The organism is Promicromonospora sp. NPDC050880 (assembly GCF_044456525.1).
GTDB lineage: Bacteria > Actinomycetota > Actinomycetes > Actinomycetales > Cellulomonadaceae > Promicromonospora.
The window spans coordinates 135,110-158,436 of the sequence record NZ_JBITFV010000003.1; the positions used below are offsets into that span (position 1 = coordinate 135,110).

A 23,327-nucleotide genomic window follows, 5' to 3' on the forward strand; every position below is an offset into this window, starting at 1 on the left:
GCCCGTCAGAGCCCGGACTTCGCCGCGACCACCCGGGCCGCAGCGGCGTCGATCTTCGCGGCGAACGCGGGATCGGCGTCCGCCCGGGCGACCAGCGCGTCCACCATGGCCGGTGCGACCGACGGCTTGGCCGACGCGAGCACCAGGTCCACGCCCGCGTCGACGGCGCGCACCGCACGCTCGCCCGCGGGCACGCCGGTGACCTGCACGGCCGCGGACAGGTCGTCGGTGATGATCACGCCGTCGAAGCCCAGGTCGCGCACCAGGCCGACCGCCGCCGGGCTGAACACGGCGGGCGCGTCGGGGTCGATGCGCGTGTAGACGGCCGACGACATCATGACCAGCCCGGACCCCGCCGCGATGCCCGCGTCGAACACGTCCACCGAGGGCGCGTCGGGTCCGGTCACCGTGTCGGTCACGCCGGCCGTGGTGTCCGTGTTGGCGGTGACCCGGCCCAGACCCGGGAAGTGCTTGATCGAGGTCTGCACGCCCGCGTCCCGCTGCCCCTGCGCGAACGCGTTGCCGTGCACGATCACGGACTCGGCCGTGTACCCGTAGTTGCGGCCGAAGACGCCGATCGGCGGGTTGCTCTGCGCGGAGTCCTGCGGCACGAGGTCCAGCACGGGCGCCAGGTTGAGGTTGACGCCCGCCGCGGCGAGCTCCTGACCCCAGACCCTGGACCGGGCGCGCAGGTCGGCGGGGTCCAGCGTCGCCTGGTCGACGGCGCTCGGGATGTCGCTGAACCCCGTGCCGCGCAGCACCTGGACGGCGCCGCCCTCCTGGTCGGTCGCCACGAACAGCGGCTCCCGCTCCCCGGCGGCGGCGTCGACGGCGGCGTCCACCAGGTTCTTCACCGGCTGGCGCCCCGCCTTGGTGCGGCCGTGCAGGAAGACGCCGCCGATGTGGTCGTCCCGGACCATGTCGAACGTCGGCTGGAAGGGACCCGCCACGGGCAGGCCGACCATGACCACCTGACCGACCTTCTCCTCCACGCTCCAGCCGGCCACGAGCGACAGGTCCGGCCCTCCCGGAGCGGGCTGCTCCGTCGGGGGCAGGTTCGTGGGACCCACGGTGGGCGTGGGCGTCGCGGACGGCGTCGCGGACGTGGCGGACGGCGACGGCGTGGCGGACGGCGACGGCGACGGCGACGTCCCGCCCGGCCGGCCGGTCGACTGACCGCTCGACTGGGCGGGTCCGGGCAGCGCCGTCGGGTCGGGATCGGTCGACGGACCGGCGCAGCCGGCAGCCAGCGTCACGACGGCGAGAGCCGCTGCGGCCGCGAGGCCGAGCGGGCGAAGTCGAGTCATGAACCCCAGTGTCACCCCACCGGGGTCCGCAGGGGCAATCCGACCCACGTCGGTGGCGGTGCCGAGGTCAGAGGGCCTCGGCGAGCGCCCGCACGAATCCGTCGACGTCCTCCTCCGTGGTGTCCCACGCGCACATCCAGCGCACCTCGACGCGGTCGGCGGACTCCCCCGGCGACCAGTCGTAGAACCGCGCGTGGGCCCGCACCCGGTCGGCCGCGGCGCGCGGCAGCGTCGCGAACACGACGTTCGCCTCGGTGGGCCGGGAGATCCGTACGGAGCCCGCCGCGTCGGGCCGGTCACCGCTCCCGCCGTGGACGCCGCCGTCCGCCGTCAGCCCCGCCGCCTCGATGCCTGCGCGCAGGCGCGCGGCCATCGCGTTGGACCGCTCGGCGTTGCGCAGCCAGAGCGGCGCACCGTCCCCGCTGCCCGACGCCGGCGTACCGGGCTCGCCGAGCAGCGCCAGGAGCTGCGCGGACAGGAACCGGGTCTTCGACGCGAGCTGCATCGTGGCCTTGCGCAGGTACGGGACGGCGGCGGCCGGCCCGGTGGGGCCGTCGTCGTCCGCCAGCACCACCACCGCCTCGCCGAGCATGCCCCCGTTCTTCGCCGCGCCGAGGGACAGGATGTCCACGCCGACGTCGGTGGTGATCTCCCGCAGGCCGACACCGAGCGTGGCCGCGGCGTTCGCGAGGCGCGACCCGTCCATGTGCACGCGCAGGCCCGCGGCGTGGGCAGCGTCGGCCAGCAGCTTGAGGTCGGCCACCGGGTAGACCGTGCCGAGCTCCGTGGCCTGGGTGAGGCTGAGCACGGCAGGCTGGGCGCGGTGCACGTCGCCGAGGTCGCCGACCCAGCGGTCCACGGCCTCGGGTCCGATCCGGCCGTGCGTGCTGGGCACCGTGAGCAGCTTGAGGCCGCCCACCCGCTCCGGGGCGCCGTTCTCGTCGGTGTGCACGTGCGCGGCGTCGCTCGTGACGACCCCGCCCCAGCGCGGGGTGACGGCCATGAGGCTGACGACGTTGGCCCCGGTGCCGTTCAGCACGGGGAAGATGCGGGCGCGGTCGCCGAACACCTCGGCGGCACGCTCCTGGAGGCGCGCGGACACGGGGTCGTCGCCGTACGAGACGGCGGCGCCGTGGTTCGCCGCGCCGACCGCGGCCATGACCTCGGGGTGGACGGGTGCGTAGTTGTCGGACGCAAGGTTGAGCACGCTCCGATTCTCCCCCGCCCCGTAGACGCGTCAGACCCTCAGGTCACCGGGGTGACCTGAGGGTCTGACTTGATCCGTCAGGAGTGGTCCGTCAGGGGGCCTTGTCGACGTCCTCCGCGAGGGTGCCCAGGTACAGGGAGATCACCTTGGGGTCGGCCTGGAGCTCCCGGCCGGTCCCGGTGTGCGCGTCCTTGCCCTGGTCGAGCACGTACCCGCGGTCGCAGATCTGCAGGCAGCGCCGGGCGTTCTGCTCCACCATGACCACCGACACGCCCGCCTTGTTGATCATGCGGGTCCGCAGGAACGTCTCGTCCTGCCGCACGGGCGACAGGCCGGCCGACGGCTCGTCGAGCAGCAGCACCGACGGGTTCATCATGAGCGCACGCGCCATGGCGACCATCTGGCGCTCACCGCCGGACATGGCGCCCGCGCGCTGGGCACGTCGCTCGCCCAGCGTCGGGAACAGGTCGGTGATGAACTCGAACCGCTCGGCGAACATCTGCGGCCGCAGGTACACGCCCATGCGCAGGTTCTCCTCGACCGTGAGCGAGGGGAACACGTTGTTGTTCTGCGGCACGAACCCGACGCCCTGGGACACCAGGGTGTTCGCCTTCTGGTTCGTGATGTCCACGCCACCCAGCGTCACGGTGCCGGAACGCACGGTGACCAGGCCGAACAGGGACTTCAGCAGGGTCGACTTGCCGGCGCCGTTCGGGCCGATGATGCCGACGAGCTCGCCCTTGGCGACCTCGAGGTTGCACCCGTTCAAGATGTTCACGCCGGGCAGGTACCCGGCCACGATGTCGGTCGCCTTGAGCAGGACCTCCCGCTTCTCGGCGGTGGGTGCGGCGGCGGGCGCGGCTGTCTCGGTCATCGCTTCTCCTCCTCGGCCTCGAGCCGGGCCAGCACCGCGGGGTCGAGCAGCGAGTCGTCCCCGAGGTCGGTGTCGTGGTGGGCACCCAGGTAGGCGTCCACCACCGCCTGGTCCTGCATGACGGCGGCGGGCGGACCCTCGGCGACGATGCGGCCCTCGGCCATCACCACCACCCAGTCCGAGATGTGCCGCACGGCGTGCATGTCGTGCTCGACGAACAGCACGGTCATCCCGTCGTCGCGCAGCGCCTGGATGTGGCCCAGCAGGGACTGCACCAGGGCCGGGTTCACGCCGGCCATCGGCTCGTCGAGCATGATCATGGTCGGGTCCGTCATGAGGGCCCGGGCCATCTCCAGCAGCTTGCGCTGGCCGCCGGACAGCGAGCCCGCGAAGTCGTCCTTCTTGGTGTCGAGCTTGAACCGCGACAGGATCTCGAGCGCCTTCTCGGCGTTCTTCTTCTCCGTGCCGGACCACAGCGGCTTGACCAGGGAGGCGAACAGGTTCTCGCCGGGGTTGTCCATCGCGGCGAGCTGCATGTTCTGCAGCACCGTGAGGCGGGACAGCGCCTTGGTGAGCTGGAACGTGCGCACCATGCCGTTGCGCGCGACCTTCGCCGCGCTGATCCCGGCCAGGGACTTCCCCTCGAAGGACCACGAGCCCTGGTTGGGCTTGTCGAACCCCGTGAGCAGGTTGAAGAACGTCGTCTTGCCCGCACCGTTGGGGCCGATCAGCGCGGTGATCACGCCGCGCTGGACCTCCAGGTGCTCGACGTCGACGGCGGTCATGCCGCCGAACCGGCGCTGCACGCCGTCGGCGACCAGGATCGCGTCCGGCTTGCTCACGCCCACCGTCGGCTCGACGGCGGCCAGCACGTGCTCCGCGGCCTTGGCCGCCGCGGAGTCGCTGCGCTCGACGGCGTCCAGCGCCTCCACGGTGCTCTCGGGCTCGGTCACCTCGGTCACGTCGACCTCCGTCGTCTCAGGGGGCGTCTCGGCCGCCGTCTCGGGCGGTGTCTCTCGGGGCATCTCAACGGACATCGAAGGCGAGCTCCTTCTTGTTCCCCAATATCCCTTGCGGACGGAAGATCACCAGCAGCATCAGGGTGAGACCCACGACCAGACCACCGATGTTCTCCACCTGGTCCGGGGCGAGCGTCCCGGCCAGCCCCTCACGCATGCCGGCACGCAGCAGCATGAAGACCGCCCAGAAGATCATCGCGCCGAGCACGGGCCCGAACAGGGTGGCTGCACCACCGAGCAGCAGCACGGTCCAGACGAAGAACGTCATCGACCGGGCCATGCCGTCGGGCTGCACGGCGCGGGGCAGCACGTACACGATGCCGCCCAGCGAACCGAGCACACCGCCCAGGATCAGGGCCTGCATCTTGACGGCGTAGACGTTCTTGCCGAGGGCGCGCACGGCGTCCTCGTCCTCGCGGACGCCCTTGAGGAGGCGGCCCCACGGGCTGCGGGTGAGCAGCCAGACGAACAGGAGGGCGAGCGCGACCAGCGACCACCCGACGATCCGCACCCACCAGGAGTCCGACCCGTTGTTGAGGTACTCGAACGGGCCGATGGTGGTACGCCCGTCCGGGAGGGGCGACAGTGCGGCGAACGTGTCCTTGAACTCGTTGCCGCGCAGCCCCGCCTGACCGCCCGTCCACTCGGCGAGGCCGCTGGAGCGACCGAGCATGCGCACGATCTCGGCGGCCGCGATGGTGACGATCGCCAGGTAGTCACCCCGCAGCTTCAGCGTGGGCATACCCAGGATCAGGGCGAACAGGATGCTCGCGACCAGCGCGACGAGGAGGGCCAGCCAGAAGGGCGCCCCCGCGATCGTCGTGATCGCGAAGCCGTAGGCACCGAGCAGCATGAAGCCGGCCTGGCCCATGTTGAGCAGGCCCGTGTACCCGAAGTGCAGGTTGAGGCCGATGGCGGCCAGGACGTAGGCAGCGGTGGTCGGCGCGATCAGCTCGCCGGCCGCTTGCGTGAGGATTCGGCTCAGTTCTTCCATGGTGGTTGTCCTTTCAGCCGATCCGCTCGCGCCGGCCGAGCAGGCCCTGGGGCCGCAGCAGCAGGACGAGGATCAGGATCGCGAGCGCCGTGGCATAGCGGAGGTCGTTCGGCATGCCGGGGATGAGCGGCGACATCTCGACGACGATGCCGATGACCATCGAGCCGGCCAGTGCGCCGTACGCCGTGCCGAGGCCACCCAGGGTCACGGCCGCGAACATCAGCAGCAGCATCTGCATGCCGGTGTTCCAGCCGAAGGTGCCCACGGACAGGCCGTACATCAGTCCGGCCAGGCCGGCGAAGCCGGTGGACATGGTCCAGACGATGCGGATGATCTTGTCCGGGTTGATGCCGGTGGCCGAGGCCAGGGCCGGGTTGTCCGACACGGCGCGCGTGGCCCGGCCGATGCGGGTGCGGGTCAGGAACCAGCCGATGAACAGGATGGCGATGACGGCCACGCCCATCGAGGCCCAGGACCACGTCGAGAGCGTGATGCCGGCGATCGTCATCGACGTCGGGTTGGTGCTGAGGATGCGCTCGGACCCGTTGCCGATCATGAGCTGGATCGTGTACTGGAGGGTCAGCGAGAGACCGATGGTGATGATCATCAGCTGTGTCAGCGGCGTGCCGCGTTGGCGCAGCGGCTTCCACAGGACGACGTCCTGCAGGAACCCGGTGGCGGTGCAGATGACGACCGCGAGGATCGCCGCGGGCCAGAAGGACAGGCCCCACATGTTGATCCCGATGAAGGCGAACACCGCGCCGAGCGTGAACTGCTCGCCGTGCGCGAAGGTCGACAGACCGGTGGTTCCGTAGATCAGGCTGATCCCCACGGAGGCGAGGGCGAGCAGCAGACCGAGGCGGATGCCGAGCCCGAACTTCTGCCAGGCGTTCGCCAGGGAGAAGCCGCCGGAGGTCGCCTCCTCGGATCCCGCCTCGCCCGCGGCAGGCGTCTCGGCACCGCCGCCCGCGCTCTCGCCCGGCTCGGCCGACGGCGACGCGTCGACGGGCTGGTCGCCGAGCGTGATCGCGCCACGCGCCGTGGAGCCCGTCTGCGCCGTCACCTCGACCTGGGGCGGGTCAGGGAACAGCCCGTCGGGCAGCGACGCCTCGTCGAGCGCGATCGTGTAGATCCCGACGGTCGGCACCTCCACGGACACGGGGCCGTCCGCGGTCGTGGCGACCTCGGCCTCGAAGTCGTCGCCCGTGATCGTGACGGTGACGTCGGGGACGAAGTTGCGCTCCTCGTCCATCACGACGGCCGCGACGCAGGCAGTGGTGCTGTCGGATGTGCAGTCTGTCGCGACGGGCGCCGTGGCTGCCATGGCGGGCGCCGCGGCGAGCAGGGCCGGGAAGGCCGCTGCCGCGAGCGTGGCCACGACCCTGCGCGCGGCCGTCGCGAGGTTCGGTCGGTCGGCTGTCATCTGCCGGGTCCTCCGTCGGTTCTGGTGGGTGGTGCCCCGAGGTCTCGGTGCCGCACGACGCCACGAAGATTTAGCCCTGCTTAACCAGGCCTGCATCAAACTGATGGCATCAGCGTGCCGAGAGTGTAGCCGCACCGTGTGTCGTGGATTACACGTGCCGTGTGACACACGGTTTCGGCGGCTGTATAGGGGGCGATCGAAACGATCCGCGTCGTTGCGGACCCGCTGCCCCACGGGTGTCCGACGGCTGGCAAGAGGCGCGTTGTCCGGTTCGCACCCGCTCTTGATCGCAGTTCGGCAACGATCAGGCCCGGCCACCCGAAGGGGTGACCGGGCCTGGTCGCGGTGCGGTGCTCAGCGAGCTGTCGATCAGCCCTGGACGGAGCCCTCGACGACCTTGGTCCAGATGTTCTTGTTGGTGTCGTCGTACTCGTAGACACCGATGAACGCGGACGACGGGTCGTTGTCCTCGTTGAGCGGGCCGATGCCGGCGACGCCCGTGTAGCTGATCTCGTCGCCCGCCTCGAGCGCCTCGACGCCCTCCTCGAACGTGGAGACCTCGGTGGCACCCTCCTCCGAGCCGGAGACCGCGCGGATGTTGTCCGCGAGGGTCTGGCCGTCGGTGCCCTCGCCGCGGACGGCGGCGAGCGCGACCAGGATGGCGGCGTCGTAGGACTCAGGGGCGTAGGCGTAGTCGGACAGCTCCTCGCCGGCGTCCTCCTGGTACCACTCGTTCAGACGCTCCTTGAAGTCCTCCGGGGCGTCGGCGCCGGGGATGGTGCCCTTGACGCCCTCGAGCGTGCCCGGGTCGAAGTCCTTGGAGTAGTCGGCGGTGTTGCCGTCGCACAGGTAGGTGTTGCCGGCGAACTCCCACTTCTGGGTGACCAGCTCGGCGATGGCCGCCTTGGTCTCCTCGAAGGCGAAGATCGCGATCGCGTCCGGCTTGGCCGCCAGCGCGTCGGAGACGACGTTGGCGAAGTTGGTCTCCGCCTGCGCGAACTCGGTGCCGTCGCCGGTGCCGCCGTAGACGACCTCGCCGCCGCCGGCCTCGACCGCCTTCTGCACGTTGTCGCGCAGACCGGTGGCGTAGTCGTCCTGCATCGTCAGGAAGGCGACCTTCTGGTGGCCGTCCTCGAGCATGAGCGAACCGAGCGCCTGACCCTGCACGGTGTCCGGCGGGGCGGTGCGCGCGAACAGCGGCGAGTACCCCGACAGGGTGGTCGAGGTGTTGGCGGGCGACACCTGGAGCACGCCGGCCTCGGTGACCGAGTCCACGACGTTCAGGGTCACGGTCGAGGACGCGGCACCGATGATGGCGCTGACGTCCTGGCCCAGCAGGTCGGTGACCGAGTTGGTGGAGACGGCGAGGTTGTCGCCGTCACCCGAGTCGGCGCTGGCGATCTCGACGTCGTTGCCGAGCACGCCACCGGCCTCGTTGATGTCGGCGACAGCCAGGCCGACACCCGCGACCTCGGGCGGGCCCAGGTAGGCCAGGTTGCCGGTGAGCGGGAGCAGGGTGCCGATCTTCAGCGGGTCGGACGAGCCCGAGCCCTCGCCCTCTCCGCCGTCGGACGTGGTGGCGCAGGCCGCGAGGCCCACGCTGAGGACTGCCGCGACCGCGAGTCCGCGAGCCGCCGTGGAGCGTCGAATCATTTCTGCTGGTCCCCTTCGAGCGGGAGTGAACCTGACGTGGCGACTTGCCTCGTCGTGGCGATGAACGTAGCCACCTTGTGTGACGTTGGTGTGACTAGTTCGTCACACACCCCCGATCGTTACGAGGATGTTACCCGGGCATGCAGCGCCCATGAATCCGGATGAAATCGGGCGTGAATCGGGTCGTGATCGGCACAATCACAGTCCTCGAATGCGTTCAGCGAATGCCCGAGCGCCCGACGCGGGCGAGTTGCGCCCCCGGCGGGTAGAGTTGTCGCCGTTGCAGTGCCTCGATCGTTCTTCTTCAAGAGATGACGACGACACCGTGATTACAGCGATCCCGACGGTCGGGGTCGTCGCATCTTGCAAGGAGCAGTACATGGCATTCGGAACCGTCAAGTGGTTCAACGCCGAGAAGGGCTTCGGGTTCATTGCGCCCGAGGACGGTGGGCAGGACGTGTTCGCCCACTTCAGCGCCATCCAGTCGAGCGGCTACCGCTCGCTCGAGGAGAACCAGCGCGTCGAGTTCGACGTGAAGCAGGGCCCCAAGGGCCTGCAGGCGGAGAACATCCGCCCGCTCTGATTCCCACAGAGTCTTCGCGGCCCGCGCGCTGAGCTCCTCCCGGAGCCCGGCACCGGTCGCACGACGTCGGCCCGGTCGCCTTTCGAGGTGGCCGGGCCTTCGTGCTCTCTCCGGTTCCCACGACGCCCTGGAACCCCGGGACGGGGCCGGGCGTTCCTCTCGTGGACCGTCTCCCACGAGCCACCTACGAAGGACGAGATCATGGGCTTCCTCGACCGACTGCTCGGCCGCGAGCCGCGCGACCAGATTCCCGGTATGTACCAGGGCGGCGGCACGCCGCAGCAGCAGTACCGGCAGACGCCGGCCCCTGCGTACGGCACCGCACCGGCCTACGGCTCCGCCGCGAGCACCGGCCGCAGCGAGGACGAGGTGGCGATCGAGCGCTACCGCTACCTGCTCAAGACGGCGCCGCCGGACCGGGTCGAGGAGGCGCACGCCGAGGCGTTCGCGCAGCTCACGCCCGAGCAGCGCAGCCAGGTGCTGGCCCAGCTCAGCGAGAGCGTGCCGCCGAGCGAGCGCGCGACGTCGGACGACCCGCGCGACCTGGCCCGGATGGCCACCCGCGCGGAGATGCGCAACCCCGGGACGCTGGAGCGGAACTTCGGTCAGAGCCGGGGCCCCGGCTTCGGCTCCATGCTCGGTGCGAGCATGCTCGGCACGATCGGCGGCATGGTCATCGGCTCGGCGGTGGCCGACATGATGTTCGGCAGCTCGTTCGGCGACCCGTCCCAGGACTTCGCCGGTGGCGAGGAGGGCGGCGAGGCCGGAGGCGCCGAGGAGGCCGGTGCCGAGGGCGGCGACCCGGGTGCTGAGGCCGGCGCCGAGCCGGTCGAGGCCTCCGGGGCCGACGCGGGCGCCGACGCCGGCGGGGACGCGGGCGGCGGGTTCTTCGGTGACATGTTCGGCGGCGGCGGAGACTTCGGCGGCGGGGACTTCGGTGGGGGCGACTTCGGCGGCGGCGAGTTCTGACGCCGTCCCCCGGGCTGCTCAGCCGCCGATGAGGCGGAGGAACCCGCCCAGCTCCAGGAGGCGTCGGACACCGTCCGCCTCCAGGTCGCCCGGCAGGTAGTCGGTGAGCCGTGGTGACGAGATCACCACGGCTCGCCACTGCGCCCGGGACACCGCCACGTTGATCCGGTTGCGGGACAGCAGGAAGCCCATCCCCCGGGAGACGTTCTCGGGCGCCGAGGCGGCCAGCGTCAGAATGGCCACCACGGCCTCCCGGCCCTGGAACATGTCGACGGTGCCCACGGGCACCCCGCCGAGCCCCGCCGCACGCAGGGCCTGGCGCACCAGGTGGACCTGCGCGTTGTACGCGGCGACCACCACGACGTCGTCCTGGCCGAGCGGCCGGGGCTCGCACCCGGTGCCCGCGACCCACGCGCGCCCCAGCACCTCCTGGACCTGACGCACCACCTCCTCCGCCTCCGCGGGGGAGGACGTCGAGCGCCCCTCGTGAGCCACCGGCACGTGCACCACGCCGGGCGCCACCCCGGCCAGCGACCGGGTGGTGGCGACGGGATGGGCGGCGAGCCGGCCGGCGTAGGCGAGCTGCGACACGGCGGTGCAGACCTCGGGGTGCATCCGCCAGGACTCGGGCAGCAGGTACCCGAGCCCGTCGGGCAGCACGGAGCTGCCGGCGGCGAGCCAGGCGAGGGCCGACTCGTCGACCGGCTCGGGATGGCGCCCCTGGCTCACCTGCGGCAGCTGCTGCGGGTCGCCCAGCAGCAGCAGGCGCTGCGCGGCCCGCCCGACGGCGATGGTGTCGGCCAGCGAGAACTGTCCCGCCTCGTCCACGACCAGCAGGTCGAGCCCTTCGGCGGGCCAGCGCCCGTGCGCGAAGTCCCAGGCGGTACCGCCCACCACGCAGCCGCCGGAGCTGTTGGCGGCGAACTCCGCCAGCTTCTCGCCGTTGACCTCCTGCCAGGCCTGGGCGGCATCGCTCTCCGCGCCCTTGGCCCGCTGTTTCTTCGCCACCTGGTCGGCGGGCACCCCCGCCTTGTGGACCACCGCGCGCAGCATGTTCTCGACGGCGGCGTGCGACTGGGCGACGACCCCCACCCGCCACCCCGCGCCCACCAGCTTCGCCACGACGTGCGAGCCGACATGGGTCTTGCCGGTACCGGGCGGACCCTGCACCGCCAGGTAGGACCGGTCGAGGCGCTCGACGGCGGCGAGCACCGCGGCCTCCACGGCGGGTCCGTCCCCCGGCCCGAGGTCGGGCAGACCGCCGCCGTCGGCCATGCGGGGCGGGCGGCGGCTGAGCAGGTCGACGGCCGCGCCGTCGGGCAGGGTCCGGTCGGCGTCCCACGCCGCGAGGGCCGTGCGAGCGGCGTCCTCGACCGCCTGTTCCTGCGCGTCGTGCGCGGGCCCCGGCTGCGGTGCGAGCGCGACGGGGGGCTGGTCGTGCGGTTCCGCACCACCAGAGAGGCGCTCCCGCAGCACCACCACGTCGTAGCCGCGCGGCAGGTCGTCGTCCACGCACTCGCGGATCTCCAGGATCACCCCACCGGAGTGCTCACCCCGGACGGCCCGCGCCGTCAGCTCCTGTGCCCCCCGCGGCAGGGCGACCGGCGGCACCGGCTGGTCGTAGAGCACGTGCACCCCGTCGCCCGCACCGAGGTCGGATCCGTCGACGCGGGAACCGTCGAGCATGCGCCCCACCAGCTCGACCTCCCGCGACGCCAGCCGGTCGCGGCCCATGACGTCCCAGTCCCGGAGCACGGTCGAACGTTCCACGTGGAACGTCGACCTGCGGCCGGGCCACTCGTCCAGCGGGAGCTCCAGCCGAGCGTAGTGCTCCTGCCAGAACGGCTTCTCCTCCCGCTGGTAGTAGCCGACGGCCGCGCCGAGCAGGGCGAGAGCCTGCACCTCGAGCGACCGCACCCCGCGGTTCTCCCCCACCCGGGCGGCGATCTCCGCCCCCAGCGCCAGCCGGCGTTCGCGGGTCTCCCGGCGGGCCGCCGCCCGCTCGGACGCGGCGGCGTCCGGCTCGGCGTGCGCACCGGAGGCGGATGCCGTGTCGTCCGGGCCGGCGTCCCGCAGCGCATAGGCGCGCACGGGCGGGACGGGCGAGGTTCCGCCGACCGAGTCCCGCGCCCACCGCAACCAGTCCAGCAGCCGGAGCGTCGAGCGGCAGTCGTACTCGTTGTAGTCGAGGATCCGCTGCCTGAGCCCGGCTGCCCGCTCGTCGCCGGCGGCCGCGAGCTCCGCGTACTCGGCGTACTCCGTGACCGACGCGGTGGCGCTCGTGACTCCCTCGCGCGCCGGATCGTCCTGCATGTAGAGGGGTTCGAGCTTCTTGATCGACTTGGACCGGTTCGAGATGCGCAGGCTGGACCGCACCACCGCGTAGAGGTCCACCAGCACGCCGTCGCGCAGCAGCTGGTCCACCTCGTCCTCGTACACCCCGTGCCGGGCCGCGATCGAGAGCAGGTGCGTCTTCTCGTAGGCGGCGTAGTGGTAGACGTGCAGGTCGGGGTACATCTCCCGGCGCCGGGTGAGGTAGTCCACGAAGCGGACGAGGGCGTCGCGCTCCCCCGCCAGGTCGTCGGCCCAGAGCCCGTGGAACGGCGGGGTGCCGTCGCCCGGGCCGGGCCGCTCGACCCAGCCGAAGAGGTAGTCGAGTCCCATGGCCGGCGCCTGGTCGTCGCCCGGCAGCCGCGGGGCCTCCCACAGCGGGTCGCCCTCGAAGTCGAAGAACACGTCCCCCGGGCTCGGCGGGGGCAGGCGGTCGATGGCCTCGGTCGCGACGAGCTGCCAGCGGAGGCGCCCGTCGGGGCCGTCGGGGTCCACGCCGTCGGGCAGGTGGTCGAGCGCCACCGACCCGTCGCCGTCGTCCAGCCCGAACTGGAGGCGAGCCTGCGCGCGCAGGCCCTCGAAGCGGGCGGCGGCCATGCCGTCGGGTGGCTCCTCGGCCGTCGCGAGCGCGTCGATCGTCGAGATGCCGGCCGCTGCCAGCCGCACCCGCTGCGCCCCGTACACCCCGCCGACCAGCAGCACGTCGCGTTCCTGGGCCACGGCGTCCGCGCAGTCCGGGCAGTCGCGCAGCCGGCCGCAGGCCAGGTACCGGTCGTCGCCCCAGCGCACCGGGGCGTCGTCGGCCACGTGGGCGTCCAGGACGTCGAGCAGCCGGGCGCGCCGCCGCCGGAAGACCGGCAGCAGGTCGGCGAGCCGGTGCGACGTCGTCTCCCCCGTGCCGAGGACGAGGTGCACCTGGTCGGTCGGGTCGATCCGCGCCGCCATGAGCTGGTCCGCGTACGCGGCGAGCTGGAGCAGGGCGCGGACCTTCGTGCGGCGCGCGAGCTTGGAGTCGTGCACGGCGTACCGGAGCCGGCCCGCGAGCGGGTCCCGCAGCAGGAAGTCGGCCCGGCCGTGGAACCGGCCGTCGAAGAACGAGGCCTGGTAGACGACGTCGGCCCCCTGTTCCAGGGCAGCCAGCGTGCGGGCGTGCGCGTCGGTCAGCTCGTCGCGGGACATGCGCCGCGCCGGGGCGATCTCCAGCACACCGCCCGGCCGTCCCGCCGTGGCCGGGCCGTGGGCGCGCAGGTGCGCGTCCAGGACGCGTCGCTCGTGCTGCTCGCCGAGGGCCGCGGTGCGGGCGAGCATCGCGTCCTCCTCCCGCGGTCTGCGCGGGCTCCTGCCGAGCAGCTCGTCGAGCCGTCGCAGCAGGCGGAACTCGCACTCGCCGGCGGTCACGAGATCGCTCGCCGAGTGCACCAGGGTGCCTGCGTCGTCACGCTCCAGGAGGAACATGGACCCAGGTCTACCAGTGACCACTGACACGAGCACGCTACTGTCGGGCGCACAGGCGGTAGATATGTCCGGTTCGACCCCCGTTCTAGCGCCGACCCGCTCGGATGGCCGATAGTGGGGCCGACCGTACAGAAGGAGCAACCATGCCCGTGCGCTTCAACCCGCCTCCGGGTTGGCAGGTGCCCCCGGGATTCCGACCCGACTCCGCCTGGGCTCCGGACCCCTCGTGGCCGCCGGCCCCGCCCGGCTGGAACTACTGGGTGGACACTCCCCGGCCGGACGGTGCCGACCGCGCCGCCACGCCCCCCGCACCCCCGGCACCCCCGGTCCCGGCTCCGAGCGGCGCCGGCCCGGACAGCGGCGCCGACACGAGGACCGTCGCGATCCAGGTGATCGACGCGCCGCCCGCACCCCGCACACCCGGCCCGGCCCCGTCGCCCGGAGCGGCGGGATCCCCCGCACCGGCCCCCGCCGACGCCCTGGGGTCGACCATCACCATGGCGCCCATCAGCGCACCTCCTGCGCCTGGTCCGCCCCGGCCGGGCTCCGGCCCGCAGCCGGTGTATCCCCCGCAGCCCGGCACGGCACCGCCCCCGCCGCCGCCCGGGGCACCGCGCTCGGGTCCCACCACCGGGGTGCTCGCGGCCCTGAAGAACCTCGGCGGCAAGGGGCCGACGCCGCCGGCCCCACCGCCCTCGTCCGGCCCCGGCCCCGGCCCGCTGAGCATCGACGACGCGAACCACCACGACCCGCGCGGCCCCCTCCCCGTCGCGGCCGTGCCCCCGGGGCCCCGGCCGGGCCGGTCCGGACGGCAGCCTGGGTCGCGTGGCCCGGGTGCCGGTCTCATGGTCGCCGTCGCCGTGGCAGGTCTCGCCCTCGGCGTGATCATCGGCGTGGTGGTCACGGCGGGCCAGCAGGCCGACGCCAACCAGGCCATCGCCGACGCGCAGACCGCGCAGTCGGGGATCGACGAGCAGCAGGCCGAGATCGACACGCAGCGGGCTCAGATCGACAAGCAGCGTGACGACGTCGCGGCCCGTGAGCAGGCCCTCGGTGAGCGCGAGGCGAAGCTCGAGGAGCGGGAGAAGGCGCTCGAGCAGCAGGAGCAGCAACAGCAGCAGGAAGAGCAGGAGCAGCAGGAGGAGGACTGGGGAGACGACGGGAACAACGGGAACGGCAACAACCCCGGCACCGTCTTCTACTGGAACTGCGACGCGGTCCGCGCCGCGGGCGCCGCACCGCTCCCGGCGGGGCAGCCGGGGTATCTGCCGCACCTGGACGGCAACGGCAACGGCATCGCCTGCGAGGACGGCGAGTAGAACCGGGCAGACCGCACGCGAAAAGGAGCGGGCCGAGGCAGATCCCCAGACTCTGCCTCGGCCCGCTCGTGTGTTCCCGGCCCACGCCATCTCCCCAGACGAGACGTGGACCGGGAAGTCTTCATCCCCCGAAGAGTCCCTCCAGGAGTGCCCCGAGGCCCAGAGGATCGGAGTCCTCCTCCTCGGGCGTCTCGGACGGTGTCGGGGTGGGGCGCGCCGGGCTCGGCGACACCTCGCCGTCGGGCTGCACCTCGCCGGTCGACGCGAGCTGGAGCGCCTCGCTCAGGTCGATGAGGCACAGCCGCCACACGGCGGCGTCGACACCCTCGGGCGCCCGCCAGAACGACTTGCCGGAGAGCTCCGGCGGCGCCGTCCAGGCCGTGCCCGTGCGCTGCGCGACGCAGGACTCCATCGCGGGGACCTCGTTCGCCTCCGCGTCCTCGACCAGCATCGGGGCGAGCTCCGCGACCATGGGCGCGGGCGCCGCAGCCTTCGGCGTGGTCACCGTGTGCCCGGTGACGTCATGGATCACCGCGCACTCCGGCGACGTGGTCCGGCACCAGGAGGCGCTCCAGGTGCCTTCCTTCGCGTAGACGAAGCCGCGCGGCTCCGCCGTCTCGCGGTCCACCTGCAGCACGCGCATCCACACGCTGCCGTCGCCGAGCACGTCGAACGGCGTGACCGGGAGCGACGAACCCGCCGCCGGGGCGGCGGAGCCGGTCCCGGCCTCCGCGGACGTCCCGGCACCCGGTGACGCGGGCGCCCCCTGCGCGCCCGCGGCACCATCGGTCAGCGGGTCGTCGAAGACCAGGTGCTGCGCGCCCTCCGTCGCCGCGGAGGAGAAGCCGAACACGAGCGCCGGACCCCCGCCCGCGGGCAGGACCATCGCGTCGGACGTGACGCCGCGCCACAGCAGCGTGCCGCCGAGGTTGCCCTCGCGGAGGTTCTGCAGGGCGGTCTCCCCGCCCGCGACGAGCTCCAGGTCGGTCGCGCTGTGCCGCCCGTCGATCTTCGCCAGCGTCACCACGGCCAGGTAGCGGTCGCCGCCCCCGGCGGGCAGCCCGAGGTCGAGCACCACGGTGTCGGCGTCGACGCGGTACGTCGCAGGCTCGGCCACCGTGCGCACACCCGGTGCGAGGTAGGCGAGCTCGGCCTCCGGCTGCGGCGAGGGCAGGTCGGTGGGCGACGGCGCCGGCGGCTCGACGTCCACCTCACCTTCCTCGAGGATCGAGGGCGGTACGGCGCTCGGCGACACCTCGACCGGCGTGCTGCTCCACAGGCCCGGGATCCCGGGCAGCGCCCCGGCCGCACCGGCCCCGACCGTCGCGAGCGCCAGCGTGGAGGCCACCGTGACGCCGGCACGGCGCGCGGTGTGCTTGCGCCGGCTCGTCCGCAGCACGCTGTCGAGGTCGAGCGTCGATGCGGGGACCGCCGCGTGGGCCGAGTCGCGGAGCCGCGCGACGAAGTCGTCGTCGGTGTGGTTCGTGGTCATCGGATCCCGCCCAGGGCATCGATGTCGAGGATCGCGCGCAGGTGGGCGAGGCCGCGCGAGGCCGTGGACTTGACGGTGCCGAGCGGGATCCCGAGCTCCGTCGAGACCTCGGACTCCGACAGGTCCAGCAGGTGGCGCAGCACGACGACGCGGCGCTGCTTCAGCGGCAGCCGCAGGAGCGCACGCACGACGGCGTCCCGGTCGTCCACCGTGCGGGTGGGTGTCCGCGTGGCGGCCCGCGGGGCGACGACGTCGTCCTGCGGGAGCTCGTCGGGACCGGTCAGGATCTCGCGCCGGGTGCGGCGCCAGGTGTCGATGCGCAGGTTGGCCAGCACACGCCGGGCGTAGACCAGCGGGTCGCCCTCCCGGGCCTTGTGCCAGTGCCGGTAGCACCGCTCGAACGTCTGCTGGGTGAGCTCCTCGGCGCGGTGCGCGTCACCGCTGAGGAGGAACGCCATCCGGTGGAGGGGATCCTTGGCCTCTCGCATGAACGCGGTGAACTCTTCGTTCTTCGAGACGGCCGCGGTCCTGCGCGCGTGAGTGGCCCGAGGCCGATCTGTCCGCACGGGCAGCGAGGTTACGTCATCATCGGCCTCGCCCGCCCCACCTCGGACCACCGTGAGCGGCCGGGTGGCGGGAGCAGCCCCGGGATCCGCCGTGGCGGACCGGGCACCGGAGAGGACGGGGGGTGTCGTGGTGGATGGGGAGTCTGGGGTGTTCTGCTCGGTGGTCACGGTCTCCAGGTCGTCCGCAGAGCTGGAGTCGGCACGTACGACGCGCAGCACCACGGGCCGCTGGGCCCGGGGTTCTGGCGCGAGGACGCGCGGACTCGTGACTGTCACGAACGGAACACGGCCTGGCTACGGCGAAGGTTCCATCGAGTTTCGACTCTTTTGTCAGCGGCGGAAGTCCAGCGTCCCCAGGAAGGTGTGCAGGTCGCGCCAGCCCTGCTCGCTGCCGTCGAAGTCGGCGACGAGGAACAGGTTCTCCCCGCGGTCGGCCTGGTGCACGTAGATGCTCACCGAGTAGGTCTCGGGCTCCCCTGCCGCGTTGTAGAGCGTCGGCTGCACCTCGGCGTAGTCCGCCCCGGGGACGTCGATCACCTGGGACTCGGGCGCGGCCATGGTCCGGGTCCACCAGTTCCCGCCGGGCTTGCCGCCCTGGACGTAGACGCGTTCGCCAGGGACGCCCTCGCGCGCCGTCGTCGCGGCCCACTCCACGCCCGGCGAGAACTCGCCCTCCGTCGGTTCCGCCGTCCAGCCCTCCGGCACCCCGAACGTCAGGCCGTTGTGCTCGGTCCGCTGCCAGCCGGCGGGGATGCCGTGCTCCAGCGGTTCGAGGGTCGGGTGCTCGTAGGCGGGCGCGTACCAGTCCGGCTCGCCCGCCTCCTCCAGCCAGAGGTTGCCGACGAAGTCGCGCAGCATCGTGTCGCCCTCCGCGCCCGCCGGGAACCGGGTCTCGATGATCCAGCCCTCGGCCCCGCTGCGGATCCGGATGGTCGCGGGTGCCACCGCGCCCTCCCGCGCGTGCCGTTCGATGACGACGAGGTCCGCCCCCTCGATGTCGAGGGTGGTGGCCCCGGAGTCCCGCGCCGGCACGGTCCAGCCCGCCACGTCGGTCACGTTCCGTAGCTCGAGGGCCGCGTCGACGTCGTCGATGCTCATGTCGAGCGAACCGTTCGCCCGCGGGTCCTCCGGAGCGAGGAAGCCGGCGACGCCTCCCGCGTTGACGTCGCCCACCGCGTACCAGCCGCCCGCGGGCACCTCGTACCAGAGCCCGCCCAGGATGTACGGAGTGGCACCGTCCCCCTCGACGACACCGCGCTCCACACCCGGCAGCACGGGCAGCTCCCCGTCGCCGGTCCGCAGGTACCGGGTGGGTTCGGGCACCGGTACGGCGCTCGGGCTCGCAGACTGTCCCGACCCGCGCGACGGCGGCGCGCTCGCCGGGGTCGGCTGCGCCGTCGTCCGGTCCGTGCCGGGCACGGGCTCCTGCCGGTCCGCGAGGACGGAACCGGCCACCCCGATCCCCGCTCCCAGCACCGCGAGCGCTGCGGCCCCTGCCGTGACGGCGGTCAGGACGCGCCGGCGGCGCACGTTACGCACCGCGCGCACCGCCATGGTCGTGGGATCCAGCGACCGCGGCGGCTCGATGGTGGTGCTCGCGGCACGCAGCCCGGCGAGCATCGCCGCGTCCCGCTTGGCGTTGATGTCGTGGACGTTCACGGTCGACTCCCTTCCCCGTCGGTGGCCACCAGCGCACGCAGGCGCGCCAGGGCGCGTGAGGCCGTGGACTTGACGGTGCCCGCGGAGATCCCGAGCTCGGCGGCGGTGTCGGACTCCGACCGGTCCAGGAGGTAGCGCAGCACCACGACGCGGCGCTGCTTGACCGACAGCGCCATGAGCGCGCGGACCAGGCGGTCCCGCTCGGCCAGCTCGACGTCGGACGCCGGGGTGCTGCGCTCCCCGAGGTTGCTGCCCGGGTCGTCCGTGAGCACCTCACGGCGGGTCCGCCGCCACGTGTCGATGCGGGCCGTCGCCAGCACCCGGCGGGCGTAGGCGAACGGGTCGCCGTCGCCCACCTTGCCCCACGCCTTGAACGTGCGCTCCAGCGCGAGCTGCACCAGGTCCTGCGCGCGGTGCGGATCCCCGCACAGCAGGTAGGCGATCCGGTACAGGGCCGGTGTGCTGGTCTGGGCGAACGCCGTGAAGTCGGCGACGGGGTCCACCCCGCTCCGGATGACGGCGATCTCGCCGCTCCTCGGCTGCGTCTCCCGCCCCACCGCCACCTCGCTCATCCGCGACACCGCCCGGTGTCCCCCGGCGCTGGTAGGCGGCGCCCCGCGCGCCGCGTCGTCTGCGTCATGCACCATAGACGCAGCCGGGTACCGCCGGGGTTCCGCTTCCCGCCACCGGGTTCTTACGTGCCGCTGACGGTCCCGGCCCACGCCGGCCCGGCCGGCCCGGCGGGCCGTACCCTGAGGCGTGGCCCGAGCACTCGTGATCGACGACGACGCCACCGTCGCCCAGGTAGTCGTCGCCTACCTGGAACGTGCCGGGGTGGACGCCGAGCACGCCGCCGACGGCCCCGCGGCGCTGGCGGCGGCCGCGGCGCACCCGCCCGACGTCGTGGTGCTCGACCTCATGCTGCCCGGCGTCGACGGCCTGGAGGTCTGCCGCCGGCTGCGGCTCGCCCGCCCGGAGCTCCCGGTGCTGATGCTCACCGCCCGCGGCGAGGAGGAGGACCGCGTGCTCGGCCTGGAGACCGGCGCCGACGACTACGTGGTCAAGCCCTTCAGCCCCCGCGAGCTCGTGCTCCGGGTGCAGTCGCTGCTCCGCCGCGCCGGGACCACCCCGGCGGGCGTCCTGCAGGACGGCGACCTCCGGCTCGACCCCGCGGCCCACCGCGTCACCCGGGCGGGCGCCGACGTGCCGCTCACCGCCCGGGAGTTCGACCTGCTGCGCTGGTTCCTCGCGCACCCGGGCGAGGTGTACGACCGCGAGGCCCTGCTGCGCGGCGTCTGGGGCTGGGAGCACGGCGACCGTTCGACCGTCACGGTGCACGTGCGGCGGCTGCGCGAGAAGGTCGAGACCGACCCGTCGCGGCCCAGACGGCTGGTGACGGTGTTCGGCGTGGGCTACCGGTGGGACGCGGCACCGGGTCGCACCGGGGCTGCGGCGCCGTCCGGCAGCGGGGCGGTCGTCCGGCGCACGGTGGGTGACAGCACGGTGGGTGACAGCACGGTGGGTGACAGCACGGTGGGTGACAGCACGGCAGGGGACGGAGCGTGAACGACCTCGCCGGCATCGTCCTGTCCGGCCTCGTCGCCGCGGTGGTGGGCGCCGCGGGCGCCGTCGCCCTGTTCACCCTGGCGCGGCGCCGGGTCGCGCTCGCCGCGACCCTCGCCCCGCTCGTGGTGGTCGCGTCCGTGGCGACGGGCGTCTACGTCAGCGCGCGGGCGATGTTCCTGTCGGCCGCCGACTCGACGACCGTCCTCCTGCTGCTGGTCGCCACCGTGCCGGTGGCGCTCGCCGTCGGGCTGGTGGTGATGGCGCGGATCCGCTCCGTGACGACCACCGTCGCCGCCGAGCGGGCCGCGCGCGAGCGGGACCGGGAGGTCGAGCTGCGCCGCCGCGAGCTGGTCGCCTGGGTGTCGCACGACCTGCGCACGCCGCTGGCCGCGGTGCGCGCGCTGGCGGAGGCGCTGGAGGACGGCGTCGGGCCGGCGGACGAGCACGTGTCCCGGATCCTCGCCGAGAACCGGCGCATGACCACGATGGTCGACGACCTCCTGGCGCTGTCCCGTCTCCAGTCCCCGGCGTCGTCGCCGCACCGGGAGCCGGTGGCCGTGGCCGACCTCGCCTCTGACGCGGTGGCCGCCGCCCAGCCGCTCGCCGACGCGGGCGGCGTCGTCCTCGCCTGGGACGTCGCCGAACCCGTGGTCACGGCGCTCGACGCCCGGGACGTCGGGCGTGCGCTGGAGAACCTCCTCGTGAACGCCGTCCGGCACACGGGCCCGGGTGGCACGGTGCGCGTGACGGTGTCCCGGGTGGACGTCCGCGCCGTCGACGGGGCACCAGGCGACGCGGTGGTGATCGCCGTCGAGGACGAGTGCGGCGGCATCCCGGAGGCGGACCTCGACCGCGTGTTCGAGGCCGGGTGGCGCGGCACGGGCGCGCGCACGCCCGATCGCGCGGACACGCCCGGGAGCGGGGCGGGCCTCGGCCTGTCCATCGTGCGCGGCGTGGCCGAGGCCCACGCGGGCACCGCGACGGTCGCCAACACCCCGACGGGCTGCCGCTTCACCCTCGCCCTCCCCACATAGCCGACGAGCGCCGGACGTCCGCCCTCCCGGCATGCGAGGAAGGGCGGGCGTCCGGCACTCACCGGGGAGGGTCAGAGGACGTGGGACAGGAAGTTCTTCGTGCGGGTGTGCTGCGGGTCGTCGAGGACCTCCTGCGGCGGGCCCGACTCCACGATGACGCCGTCGTCCATGAACACGACGTGGTCGGCGACCTCGCGGGCGAACCCGATCTCGTGCGTCACCACGATCATCGTCATGCCGGACCGGGCCAGGTCCTTCATCACCGACAGCACCTCTCCCACGAGCTCGGGGTCGAGGGCCGACGTCGGCTCGTCGAACAGCATGAGCTCGGGGTCCATGGCGAGCGCCCGGGCGATGGCCACGCGCTGCTGCTGACCCCCGGAGAGCTGGGCCGGGTAGTGGTCCGCCCGGTCCGAGAGCCCCACGCGCTCGATGAGCTCGGTGGCCCGCTGCCGCGCCGCGCGCTTGGACAGCCCGCGCACCTGCACGGGCGCCTCCATGATGTTCTCCAGCGCCGTCATGTGCGGGAACAGGTGGAAGCGCTGGAAGACCATGCCGATCCGGGAGCGCTGCCGCGCGATCGCCTTCGGGTGCAGCCGGTGCAGCACACCCTTGGCGTCCTTGCGGTACCCCATCAGGTCGCCGTCGACGACGATGGAGCCGCCGGTGATCTCCTCCAGCTCGTTGATGCAGCGCAGGAGCGTGGACTTGCCGGAGCCCGACGGTCCCAGGATCACCGTGACCGAGCCGCGCGCGACGTCGAGGTCCACGCCCTTCAGCACGTGCACGGCGTCGTGGCCGTGGCCGAACACCTTGTGCACGGCACGTACGGACACCATCTCGGTGGCGTCGGCGGGCGGGTGCGCGACGGCGCTCATGGGGTCACCTCCCGGTTGACGTCTTCCTGCACGGTCCCGGCGGCCGCGATCGCCGCCTGCCTGCCGCCGGGGCCCCTGCCGCGGCCCCGGCGGCGGGTGGTGGTGCCGAACCCGCGGCCGTAGTACTGCTCCAGGTAGTGCTGGCCCACCATGAGGATCGACGTGATGAGCAGGTACCAGAGCGCCGCGATCACCAGGAACGGGATGGGCAGGAACTGCCGGTTGCCCATCGCGGAGGTCGCGTAGGTCAGCTCGAAGGTGAGCGGCACGGCGACCACCAGCGACGTCGTCTTGAGCATGGAGATCGTCTCGTTGCCGGTCGGCGGGACGATCACGCGCATGGCCTGCGGCAGGATCACGCGGCGCATGATCTTGCCGTCCTTCATGCCGAGCGCCTTGGCCGCCTCGGTCTGGCCCGGGTCCACGGAGGTCAGGCCCGCGCGCACGATCTCGGCGAGGTAGGCCGACTCGTTGAACGCCAGCCCGAACAGCGCGAGCCAGAACGCCGTGAGCACGTCGTCGGTGCGGAACGAGAAGAACTCCGGACCGAACGGGATGCCCAGCGACAGCCGCGGGTACAGCACCGCGAGGAGACCCCAGAAGATGAGCTGCGTGTAGATCGGGGTGCCACGGAAGAACCAGATCCAGGCCCAGCTCACCCAGCGCATGACCGGGTTGTCCGACCGGCGCATGATCGCGAGCGTCACGGCGAGCACCACGGCGATGGCCATCGACCCGAAGGTGAGGATCAGCGTCCACATGACGCCGCGGACGACCACCACGTCCCGCAGGTAGAGCCAGACCACGTCCCAGCGGACGTTCTGGTTGGTGACCAGCGCGTTGGCCGCCATGGCGGCCAGCACCAGCACGACGGCGGCCGCGACGAGGCGGCCGGGACGCGGCACGGGCCGCGCGTGGATGCGGTTGGGCACGGGATCGCTGCCCGACGGCGACGGCTGCGTCGTCACGTCACCCATTCCTTTCCTCGAGGGTGCCTG

At 72.9% G+C, this 23,327-nt stretch carries 19 protein-coding genes; 5 read left to right on the forward strand and 14 right to left on the reverse strand.

The genetic code is table 11. The features are described 5' to 3' along the window. Window positions 1-5: 5 nt before the first annotated feature. The 7 genes from ACIBBF_RS07340 to ACIBBF_RS07370 all read right to left on the reverse strand — a co-directional run bounded on the left by ACIBBF_RS07340 (window position 6) and on the right by ACIBBF_RS07370 (window position 8,477). Window positions 6-1,307 carry a glycoside hydrolase family 3 N-terminal domain-containing protein gene (locus ACIBBF_RS07340; protein WP_397412021.1) on the reverse strand — a complete coding sequence of 434 codons (1,302 nt, stop codon included), beginning with the start codon at window positions 1,305-1,307 and terminating at the stop codon, window positions 6-8. Window positions 1,308-1,374: 67 nt separating this feature from the next. Further along, entirely contained in the window at window positions 1,375-2,514 is a 1,140-nt protein-coding gene (locus ACIBBF_RS07345; protein ID WP_397412023.1) for a threonine aldolase family protein, read from the reverse strand. Window positions 2,515-2,605: 91 nt separating this feature from the next. After that, window positions 2,606-3,388 carry an ABC transporter ATP-binding protein gene (locus ACIBBF_RS07350; RefSeq protein WP_397412025.1) on the reverse strand — a complete coding sequence of 261 codons (783 nt, stop codon included), beginning with the start codon at window positions 3,386-3,388 and terminating at the stop codon, window positions 2,606-2,608. Continuing rightward, entirely contained in the window at window positions 3,385-4,425 is a 1,041-nt protein-coding gene (locus ACIBBF_RS07355; RefSeq protein ID WP_397412027.1) for an ABC transporter ATP-binding protein, read from the reverse strand. Before ACIBBF_RS07355 ends, ACIBBF_RS07350 begins: the two co-directional genes overlap by 4 nt. Then, complete coding sequence (locus ACIBBF_RS07360; RefSeq protein ID WP_397412029.1) at window positions 4,415-5,401, reverse strand: branched-chain amino acid ABC transporter permease; 987 nt, start codon at window positions 5,399-5,401, stop codon at window positions 4,415-4,417. Before ACIBBF_RS07360 ends, ACIBBF_RS07355 begins: the two co-directional genes overlap by 11 nt. A gap of 13 nt (window positions 5,402-5,414) precedes the next feature. Continuing rightward, a complete protein-coding gene (locus tag ACIBBF_RS07365) occupies window positions 5,415-6,824 on the reverse strand; it encodes a branched-chain amino acid ABC transporter permease (protein WP_397412031.1) in 1,410 nt (469 codons plus the stop codon). Window positions 6,825-7,193: 369 nt separating this feature from the next. Beyond that, window positions 7,194-8,477, reverse strand: coding sequence for an ABC transporter substrate-binding protein (locus ACIBBF_RS07370; RefSeq protein WP_397412033.1), 1,284 nt, complete (start codon window positions 8,475-8,477; stop codon window positions 7,194-7,196). Between the two features lie 379 nt (window positions 8,478-8,856). Between ACIBBF_RS07370 and ACIBBF_RS07375 the strand changes: the two genes are divergently transcribed. Next, window positions 8,857-9,060, forward strand: a complete 204-nt coding sequence (locus tag ACIBBF_RS07375; protein WP_020017413.1) for a cold-shock protein — start codon at window positions 8,857-8,859, stop codon at window positions 9,058-9,060. A gap of 201 nt (window positions 9,061-9,261) precedes the next feature. Continuing rightward, window positions 9,262-10,029, forward strand: a complete 768-nt coding sequence (locus tag ACIBBF_RS07380; RefSeq protein ID WP_397412036.1) for a hypothetical protein — start codon at window positions 9,262-9,264, stop codon at window positions 10,027-10,029. Between the two features lie 18 nt (window positions 10,030-10,047). Here the strand turns inward: ACIBBF_RS07380 and ACIBBF_RS07385 are convergent, their stop codons facing one another. After that, on the reverse strand, window positions 10,048-13,815 hold the full coding sequence (locus tag ACIBBF_RS07385) for a TM0106 family RecB-like putative nuclease (protein WP_397412040.1): 3,768 nt from the start codon (window positions 13,813-13,815) through the stop codon (window positions 10,048-10,050). 143 nt (window positions 13,816-13,958) lie between these two features. Between ACIBBF_RS07385 and ACIBBF_RS07390 the strand changes: the two genes are divergently transcribed. Beyond that, window positions 13,959-15,134 (forward strand): excalibur calcium-binding domain-containing protein, encoded by a 1,176-nt coding sequence (locus ACIBBF_RS07390; RefSeq protein ID WP_397412042.1) that lies wholly within the window; start codon window positions 13,959-13,961, stop codon window positions 15,132-15,134. A 121-nt stretch (window positions 15,135-15,255) separates the two neighbouring features. Here the strand turns inward: ACIBBF_RS07390 and ACIBBF_RS07395 are convergent, their stop codons facing one another. The 4 genes from ACIBBF_RS07395 to ACIBBF_RS07410 all read right to left on the reverse strand — a co-directional run bounded on the left by ACIBBF_RS07395 (window position 15,256) and on the right by ACIBBF_RS07410 (window position 19,423). Further along, on the reverse strand, window positions 15,256-16,626 hold the full coding sequence (locus ACIBBF_RS07395; RefSeq protein ID WP_397412044.1) for a hypothetical protein: 1,371 nt from the start codon (window positions 16,624-16,626) through the stop codon (window positions 15,256-15,258). Then, window positions 16,623-17,243 (reverse strand): SigE family RNA polymerase sigma factor, encoded by a 621-nt coding sequence (locus ACIBBF_RS07400; protein WP_397412683.1) that lies wholly within the window; start codon window positions 17,241-17,243, stop codon window positions 16,623-16,625. Before ACIBBF_RS07400 ends, ACIBBF_RS07395 begins: the two co-directional genes overlap by 4 nt. A 279-nt stretch (window positions 17,244-17,522) precedes the next feature. After that, a complete protein-coding gene (locus ACIBBF_RS07405) occupies window positions 17,523-18,851 on the reverse strand; it encodes a hypothetical protein (RefSeq protein WP_397412046.1) in 1,329 nt (442 codons plus the stop codon). After that, window positions 18,848-19,423: a SigE family RNA polymerase sigma factor gene (locus tag ACIBBF_RS07410; protein WP_397412048.1), complete on the reverse strand. Its 576-nt coding sequence runs from the start codon at window positions 19,421-19,423 to the stop codon at window positions 18,848-18,850. The genes ACIBBF_RS07405 and ACIBBF_RS07410 overlap by 4 nt, the downstream gene beginning before the upstream one ends. 187 nt (window positions 19,424-19,610) lie before the next feature. Between ACIBBF_RS07410 and ACIBBF_RS07415 the strand changes: the two genes are divergently transcribed. Continuing rightward, window positions 19,611-20,417 carry a response regulator gene (locus ACIBBF_RS07415; protein ID WP_397412050.1) on the forward strand — a complete coding sequence of 269 codons (807 nt, stop codon included), beginning with the start codon at window positions 19,611-19,613 and terminating at the stop codon, window positions 20,415-20,417. Continuing rightward, window positions 20,414-21,451, forward strand: coding sequence for a sensor histidine kinase (locus ACIBBF_RS07420; protein WP_397412052.1), 1,038 nt, complete (start codon window positions 20,414-20,416; stop codon window positions 21,449-21,451). Before ACIBBF_RS07415 ends, ACIBBF_RS07420 begins: the two co-directional genes overlap by 4 nt. 71 nt (window positions 21,452-21,522) lie before the next feature. Here the strand turns inward: ACIBBF_RS07420 and ACIBBF_RS07425 are convergent, their stop codons facing one another. After that, window positions 21,523-22,329 (reverse strand): amino acid ABC transporter ATP-binding protein, encoded by an 807-nt coding sequence (locus ACIBBF_RS07425; protein ID WP_397412054.1) that lies wholly within the window; start codon window positions 22,327-22,329, stop codon window positions 21,523-21,525. Then, window positions 22,326-23,297, reverse strand: coding sequence for an amino acid ABC transporter permease (locus tag ACIBBF_RS07430; protein ID WP_397412056.1), 972 nt, complete (start codon window positions 23,295-23,297; stop codon window positions 22,326-22,328). Before ACIBBF_RS07430 ends, ACIBBF_RS07425 begins: the two co-directional genes overlap by 4 nt. Between the last annotated feature and the right edge of the window lie 30 nt (window positions 23,298-23,327).